At 58.3% G+C, this 6,281-nt stretch carries 7 protein-coding genes and 1 pseudogene; 4 read left to right on the top strand and 4 right to left on the bottom strand.

Annotated elements, in window-relative coordinates; genetic code table 11:
* Nucleotides 1-147 (top strand): annotated as a pseudogene (locus JWR98_RS29580) (tRNA (N6-threonylcarbamoyladenosine(37)-N6)-methyltransferase TrmO); the annotation flags it as partial.
* Between the two features lie 115 nt (nucleotides 148-262).
* Here the strand turns inward: JWR98_RS29580 and fpr are convergent.
* The gene (gene fpr / locus JWR98_RS21695; protein WP_003172178.1) at nucleotides 263-1,042 is read right to left on the bottom strand and encodes a ferredoxin-NADP reductase; all 780 of its coding nucleotides are present in this window, start codon (nucleotides 1,040-1,042) and stop codon (nucleotides 263-265) included.
* A gap of 124 nt (nucleotides 1,043-1,166) precedes the next feature.
* On the opposite strand from fpr, the gene JWR98_RS21700 reads away from it, so the two are divergent.
* On the top strand, nucleotides 1,167-2,093 hold the full coding sequence (locus JWR98_RS21700; protein ID WP_042944277.1) for a LysR family transcriptional regulator: 927 nt from the start codon (nucleotides 1,167-1,169) through the stop codon (nucleotides 2,091-2,093).
* A 3-nt stretch (nucleotides 2,094-2,096) separates the two neighbouring features.
* On the opposite strand, the gene JWR98_RS21705 is transcribed toward JWR98_RS21700, so the two are convergent.
* The 3 genes from JWR98_RS21705 to JWR98_RS21715 form a co-directional block, all read right to left on the bottom strand.
* Nucleotides 2,097-2,459, bottom strand: coding sequence for a diacylglycerol kinase (locus JWR98_RS21705; protein ID WP_034096172.1), 363 nt, complete (start codon nucleotides 2,457-2,459; stop codon nucleotides 2,097-2,099).
* 75 nt (nucleotides 2,460-2,534) lie between these two features.
* On the bottom strand, nucleotides 2,535-3,185 hold the full coding sequence (erdR, locus tag JWR98_RS21710; RefSeq protein WP_078731808.1) for a response regulator transcription factor ErdR: 651 nt from the start codon (nucleotides 3,183-3,185) through the stop codon (nucleotides 2,535-2,537).
* A 251-nt stretch (nucleotides 3,186-3,436) separates the two neighbouring features.
* Nucleotides 3,437-4,156, bottom strand: coding sequence for a tRNA-uridine aminocarboxypropyltransferase (locus tag JWR98_RS21715; protein ID WP_078731807.1), 720 nt, complete (start codon nucleotides 4,154-4,156; stop codon nucleotides 3,437-3,439).
* Nucleotides 4,157-4,335: 179 nt separating this feature from the next.
* Between JWR98_RS21715 and JWR98_RS21720 the strand changes: the two genes are divergently transcribed.
* Both JWR98_RS21720 and JWR98_RS21725 read left to right on the top strand, forming a co-directional pair.
* The gene (locus JWR98_RS21720) at nucleotides 4,336-4,770 is read left to right on the top strand and encodes a PA3611 family quorum-sensing-regulated virulence factor (protein ID WP_003172172.1); all 435 of its coding nucleotides are present in this window, start codon (nucleotides 4,336-4,338) and stop codon (nucleotides 4,768-4,770) included.
* Between the two features lie 293 nt (nucleotides 4,771-5,063).
* Complete coding sequence (locus JWR98_RS21725) at nucleotides 5,064-6,176, top strand: LOG family protein (RefSeq protein ID WP_078731806.1); 1,113 nt, start codon at nucleotides 5,064-5,066, stop codon at nucleotides 6,174-6,176.
* Nucleotides 6,177-6,281: the final 105 nt, after the last annotated feature.

Below are 6,281 nucleotides of genomic sequence, written 5' to 3' on the forward strand. Positions count from 1 at the left end.
AGTGTCTGGCCCAGGATCCACGGCCGGCTTATCAGACGCCAGGGCCTGAGCGCGGAATACGGGGCGCAGTTCTGGGATGTGGATGTGCGCTGGCACTATCCTGAGGCTGGAATGATTTGTGTGCTGGAAGTGGTTCCAGCTGCATAAACCGGAAACCAAATGTGGGAGGGGGCTTGCCCCCGATATAGGTGGTTCAGTCGATATACAAGTTGACTGATCCACTGCCATCGGGAGCAAGCCCCCTCCCACATTTTTACCGCAGTTATTTCTCGACGAACGCGCGCTCGATCAAGTAATCACCCGGCTCACGCATGCGTGGCGAAACTTTCAGGCCGAAGCTGTTCAACACTTCGCTGGTTTCGTCCAACATGCTTGGGCTGCCGCACAGCATGGCGCGGTCGTCCTCGGGGTTGATGGGTGGCAGGCCGATGTCGCTGAACAGCTTGCCGCTGCGCATCAGGTCGGTCAGGCGACCTTCGTTTTCGAACGGCTCGCGGGTCACGGTTGGGTAGTAGATCAACTTTTCACGCAGGGCTTCGCCGAAGAATTCGTTCTGCGGCAGGTGCTCGGTGATGAATTCGCGGTAGGCGACTTCGTTGACGTAACGCACGCCGTGGCACAGGATCACTTTTTCGAAACGCTCGTAGGTCTCGGGATCCTGGATCACGCTCATAAATGGCGCCAGGCCAGTACCGGTGCTGAGCAAGTACAGGTGTTTGCCCGGCTTCAAATCGTCAAGCACCAGGGTGCCTGTCGGTTTTTTGCTGATGATGATCTCGTCGCCTTCCTTCAAATGCTGCAATTGGGAAGTCAGCGGGCCATCCGGCACCTTGATGCTGAAGAACTCCAGATGCTCTTCCCAGTTCGGGCTGGCAATGGAGTAAGCGCGCATGAGCGGGCGGCCGTTAGGCTGTTGCAGGCCGATCATCACGAACTGACCGTTCTCGAAGCGCAGGCCCGGATCACGGGTGCACTTGAAGCTGAACAGAGTGTCGTTCCAGTGATGAACACTGAGGACACGCTCGTGGTTCATGTTGCTCATGTACGGGGAACTCCTGGAAATGGGTCTGCGCCAGAGATGAAGCGCGCAATTGCACAACATTCTAATGGCGACGACAATATCTGTTAACTGGATTATTAAGATAAGGGTTATCGGTTATATCGATATGCGATTTACTCTCCGTCAACTGCAAGTCTTCGTCGCCGTCGCCCAGCAGGAAAGCGTCTCACGCGCTGCTGGCCTTCTGGCCTTATCTCAATCCGCCGCCAGTACGTCGATTACCGAACTGGAGCGCCAATCCAGCTGCCAGTTGTTCGACCGCGCCGGTAAACGCCTGAGCCTCAACGCCCTCGGGCATCAGCTATTACCCCAGGCCGTGGCGCTGCTGGACCAGGCCAAGGAGATCGAGGATCTGCTTAACGGCAAGTCCGGCTTCGGCTCCCTGGCGGTCGGCGCCACCCTGACCATCGGCAATTACCTCGCCACCCTGCTGATCGGCAGTTTCATGCAGCAGCATCCCGAAAGCCAAGTGAAGCTGCATGTGCAGAACACTGCCAATATCGTGCACCAGGTTGCGCATTACGAAATTGACCTGGGTCTAATCGAAGGCGACTGCAGCCACCCGGACATCGAGGTACAGACCTGGGTGGAAGATGAACTGGTGGTGTTTTGCGCGCCCCAGCATCATTTGGCCAAGCGTGGCGTGGCAACAATGGAAGAACTGACCCATGAGGCGTGGATCCTGCGCGAACAAGGCTCAGGCACGCGCCTGACCTTCGACCAGGCCATGCGCCATCACCGCAGTGCGCTGAATATCCGCCTGGAGCTGGAACACACCGAGGCGATCAAGCGCGCCGTGGAGTCAGGGTTGGGGATTGGCTGCATCTCCCGCCTGGCGCTGCGCGACGCGTTTCGTCGGGGCAGCCTGGTACCGGTGGAAACCCCGGACCTGGACCTGGCGCGGCAGTTCTACTTCATCTGGCATAAACAGAAGTACCAGACCTCGGCGATGCGTGAGTTTCTTGAGTTGTGCCGCGCTTTCACCGCAGGGGTTCAGCGCAGCGACGAGATCGTGCTGCCGAGCATTGCCTGAGGCTTAGATAAGGATCACGGCCCACACCAGGGTGATCATGGTCAGCGCGACGAATTGCGCGGCGCTGCCCATGTCCTTGGCATTTTTTGACAGCGGGTGGCGGTCCAGGGAGATGCGGTCGATCGCCGCCTCCACCGCCGAGTTGAGCAACTCGACGATCAGGGCCAGCAGGCACACGGCGATCAACAAAGCCCGCTCGACCCGGCTGACGCTCAGGAAAAAACTCAGCGGGATCAGGATGACATTGAGCAGCACCAACTGACGGAAAGCCGCCTCGCCCGTGAAAGCCGCGCGCAGGCCATCCAGGGAGTAGCCCCCCGCATTGAAGATACGTTTGATACCGGTTTGACCCTTGAAAGGCGACATAGACGTAGGCAACTGAACCAAAGAAGTGGGGAAACTAGATCACGCCTAGTCAAAAAAGCGTGAATCGCTATGAGCTTAATGCTGTGAAATTGACTCAAGTTGTTGCAACAGCAGCGCAGCCTGGGTGCGCGTACGCACGCCCAGCTTGCGGAAGATTGCGGTCACGTGAGCTTTGATGGTCGCTTCCGACACGCTCAACTCGTAGGCAATCTGTTTGTTCAGCAGCCCCTCGCAGACCATGGTCAGCACCCGAAACTGCTGGGGTGTCAAACTGGCGAGGCCATCACGGGCAGCCTTGGCTTCATCGGACACGTTGATTTCTTCGAACGCCTGCGGCGGCCAGGACACATCGCCATCGAGCACTTTGCGCACGGCGTTCTGAATATCTTCCATGGCGCTGGACTTGGGAATGAAACCGCTGGCGCCAAACTCTTTGGAACGCACCACCACGTCGGCTTCTTCCTGGGCCGAGACCATCACCACGGGGATCTGCGGGTATTGCCCGCGTAACAACACCAGCCCCGAGAAACCGTAAGCACCGGGCATGTTCAGGTCGAGCAGCACCAGGTCCCAGTCAGACTTTTCGGTGAGGCGCGCCTCCAGCTCGGCAATGCTGGCCACCTCGACCAAGCGGACATCCGAGCCAAGGCCCAAGGTCACCGCCTGATGCAGCGCACTGCGAAACAGCGGATGGTCATCGGCTATCAGGATTTCGTATGTGGCCATTGATTAAATGATCCTGTTTTTATGGCAGCCCCGATGGGTTCAGGGTTCGCCAGTACACACGGCAACGGCAGACAGCCATCGCCACAGGGCAAGCTCGACGTCAAAAGCGCCTGGAACGACGTCGAAAATACGAGGTTGCGCCCCAATCGGCGCCCAGCATGCCCAGCGCAGCCTGGGGGGTCAAGCACTAAGCCCGGTGGGCATTTTAGCGGCGAGTGGGTTTACAGTGCCATCATGCAAACGTCGTCTGGCTATACGCTCGGTATATAGGTCGCCAGTCGAGTATGGACGACATCTGTCGGATCCAAAGGCATCTGGAACTTGGCGGCCAGGTAATGGGTGCTGAAGACGTCGAGGTAGGCATCCAGTACTTCGCTGGCGGCACCGTCGGCGGCCAATTCCAGACACAAAGCGGCGACTTCGGCGGTGCAGAAATGATCATCGCGCTTGGACCGGCGTAGCTTGTAACGCGACAGTTGCTCAGGCGCCAGACTCAGGACCGGCAAATGCTCCAGGTAAGGGCTCTTGCGAAACATCTTGCGCGCTTCACTCCAGGTGCCGTCCAGCAGGATAAACAACGGGCGCTTGCCGTCTTTCACCCTAATCTCTCCCACCACCCGCTCAGGCGCCACGAACTCACCGGGGAACACGATATAAGGCTGCCATTGCGGGTCAGCGAGCAAGGTAAGCAACTGGGGATCGACTTCGGTGCGCGACCACGCGAACGCCAGGGTGTCATCGATGACATCGGCGATCAGCCAACCAGTGTTGCTGGGTTTCATCGGTTCGACATCATGCATCAACAGGCACATGGCGGACCTGGCCTGGACCTTGGGCCGCCAGGCGCACAGGCAGTACTCGGGGATCACCCGGCAACCGGGGCAGCGTTCGGCACGGGAGCCCCGGTTGACGAACGGCTTGACAGCGCGCGCCAGGCGTTGGGTGCGCAGGCGAGAAACGGCGTGGCTCATCGGGTACACCGCAGGAAAAGGTCAATCGACACGGAAAAAGCTCGTGGAGGGCTGAAGTGGTCGCAGTTTACCAGCGATACGCCTGGCTGTAGTGGCAAGGGGTCACCTATAATCTCGCGCCACTGAACGCACGGCGCAGTGGCTGGTCTATGCACCAGTAACCGAATCAGGAGAATTTCATGCTGCGTTCCATGCTGCGTCTTGTCGCCCCATCCATCGCGCTTGCGCTGGTCTTGCCTGTGGGCGCCCAGGCGGCCTCGCTGCTGGAGGCGCAAATGAACAGGAAGCTGCAAAGCGTCGCGGCCGAAAGCAACAAGGACCTGCCCCGGGAAATCGACGAAAAAACCCTGGAAGTGGCCTACACCGTTGAAGGCATGCAACTGATCGATCACCTCAGCGTGCTGCCCGACCGCGCCGAACAGATGCGCGCCAATCCCAAAGCAGTGTATTTCCAACTGGGCCGCAGCGTGTGCACCAACCCAGGCTACCGCGAACTGATGGCCAAGGGCGCAGTCATGCGCTACGAAATCACCGAGAACAAGACCAACCGTCCTGTGGCATCGGTAAAGTTCGTGGAAGCCGATTGCCCGGCGCCTGCGAAGAAGAAAAAGTAACCTCTGCCTGCCCCTGGCGCGCCGCTGTCGACTGGCGCGCCCTCCCCCGCGTGAATCCCCGCCAGCGTCTTGGACTGCACCCGGCAAATCCAATAAGCGGTTGCCAGCCAAGGGTTTTTCGGCCCATGATCAAGTCATCCCAATCGCTCGTTCACAACCTTTTTCAGGTTGTTTTGTAATATTTTCAGGGCAAAAGAAGGTTGCCCCCTGCGGCAAGCAGCGACACATGCAGTGTCGTCGCCTCCGGCGAATCATTCGTCGGCTACCCGGGCCCTGCAAAAAGGAGACGCTGAATGCCTTACGAACCGAATGACAGCCTGCTCAAGCATTTTGCAGAAAAAGACGTCGATCTCACGCAACAGGTCGATACTCAACTTCAGTTGATCGCCCCCAACAGCCCGAATATTCCCCTGTATCGCGACATGATTCTCACCGTGCTGCGCATGGCCGAGGAAGACCGTGATCGCTGGAATGCCAAGATCACCCTGCGTGCCATCCGAGAACTGGACCATGCATTCCGCGTGCTTGAACAATTCAAGGGGCGGCGCAAAGTCACCGTCTTCGGTTCGGCACGAACACCGGTGGAAAGCCCCTTGTACGCCTTGGCCCGTGAAGTGGGCGCCGCGCTGGCACGCTCGGACTTGATGGTGATCACCGGCGGTGGCGGCGGCATCATGGCTGCGGCGCACGAGGGCGCGGGCCTGGAGCACAGCCTGGGATTCAATATCACCCTGCCGTTTGAACAGCACGCCAACCCGACCATTGATGGCACTGAGAACCTGCTGTCCTTCCACTTCTTCTTTACGCGCAAGCTGTTTTTCGTCAAGGAAGCGGATGCATTGGTGTTGTGCCCAGGCGGTTTCGGTACCCTGGATGAAGCACTGGAAGTGCTGACGCTGATCCAGACCGGCAAGAGCCCTCTGGTGCCGGTGGTGTTACTGGATGCTCCGGGGGGTGGCTTCTGGCAAGGCGCCCTGGACTTTATCCGCAGCCAATTGGAAGCCAATCGCTACATCTTGCCTACCGACCTCAAGTTGGTTCGACTGGTGCATAGCGCTGAAGAAGCGGTGGAAGAGATCAACCAGTTTTATGCCAATTTCCATTCCACGCGCTGGTTGAAGCGTGAGTTTGTGGTGCGCATGAATCACCCGCTTAGTGATCAAGCGCTTAAGCATCTACAGAGTGAATTTGCCAGCCTGCGATTGAGTGGTGAGTTCCAGCAACTTGCCTATACAGGCGAGGAACATGATGAGCCAAGGTTCAGCCATTTGACACGACTGGTGTTCAACTTCAATGGGCGGGATCAGGGCCGGTTACGGGAGTTGGTGGATTACATCAACTTGCCGGCGAACTGGTCGCAGGCTCAAGGGAAGACACAGCAGCGGGTGGCGCCGCAGACGGCTTGATTTTTGAGCGCAAAAAAAAAGACCCACTATTTTCATAGTGGGTCTTTTTTGTGGTCGGTGAATCAGGCAAAAGGGTGATAGGGCATTTGGGGCTGCTGCGCAGCC

It is taken from the genome of Pseudomonas lactucae (assembly GCF_016937615.1).
Classification (GTDB): domain Bacteria; phylum Pseudomonadota; class Gammaproteobacteria; order Pseudomonadales; family Pseudomonadaceae; genus Aquipseudomonas; species Aquipseudomonas lactucae.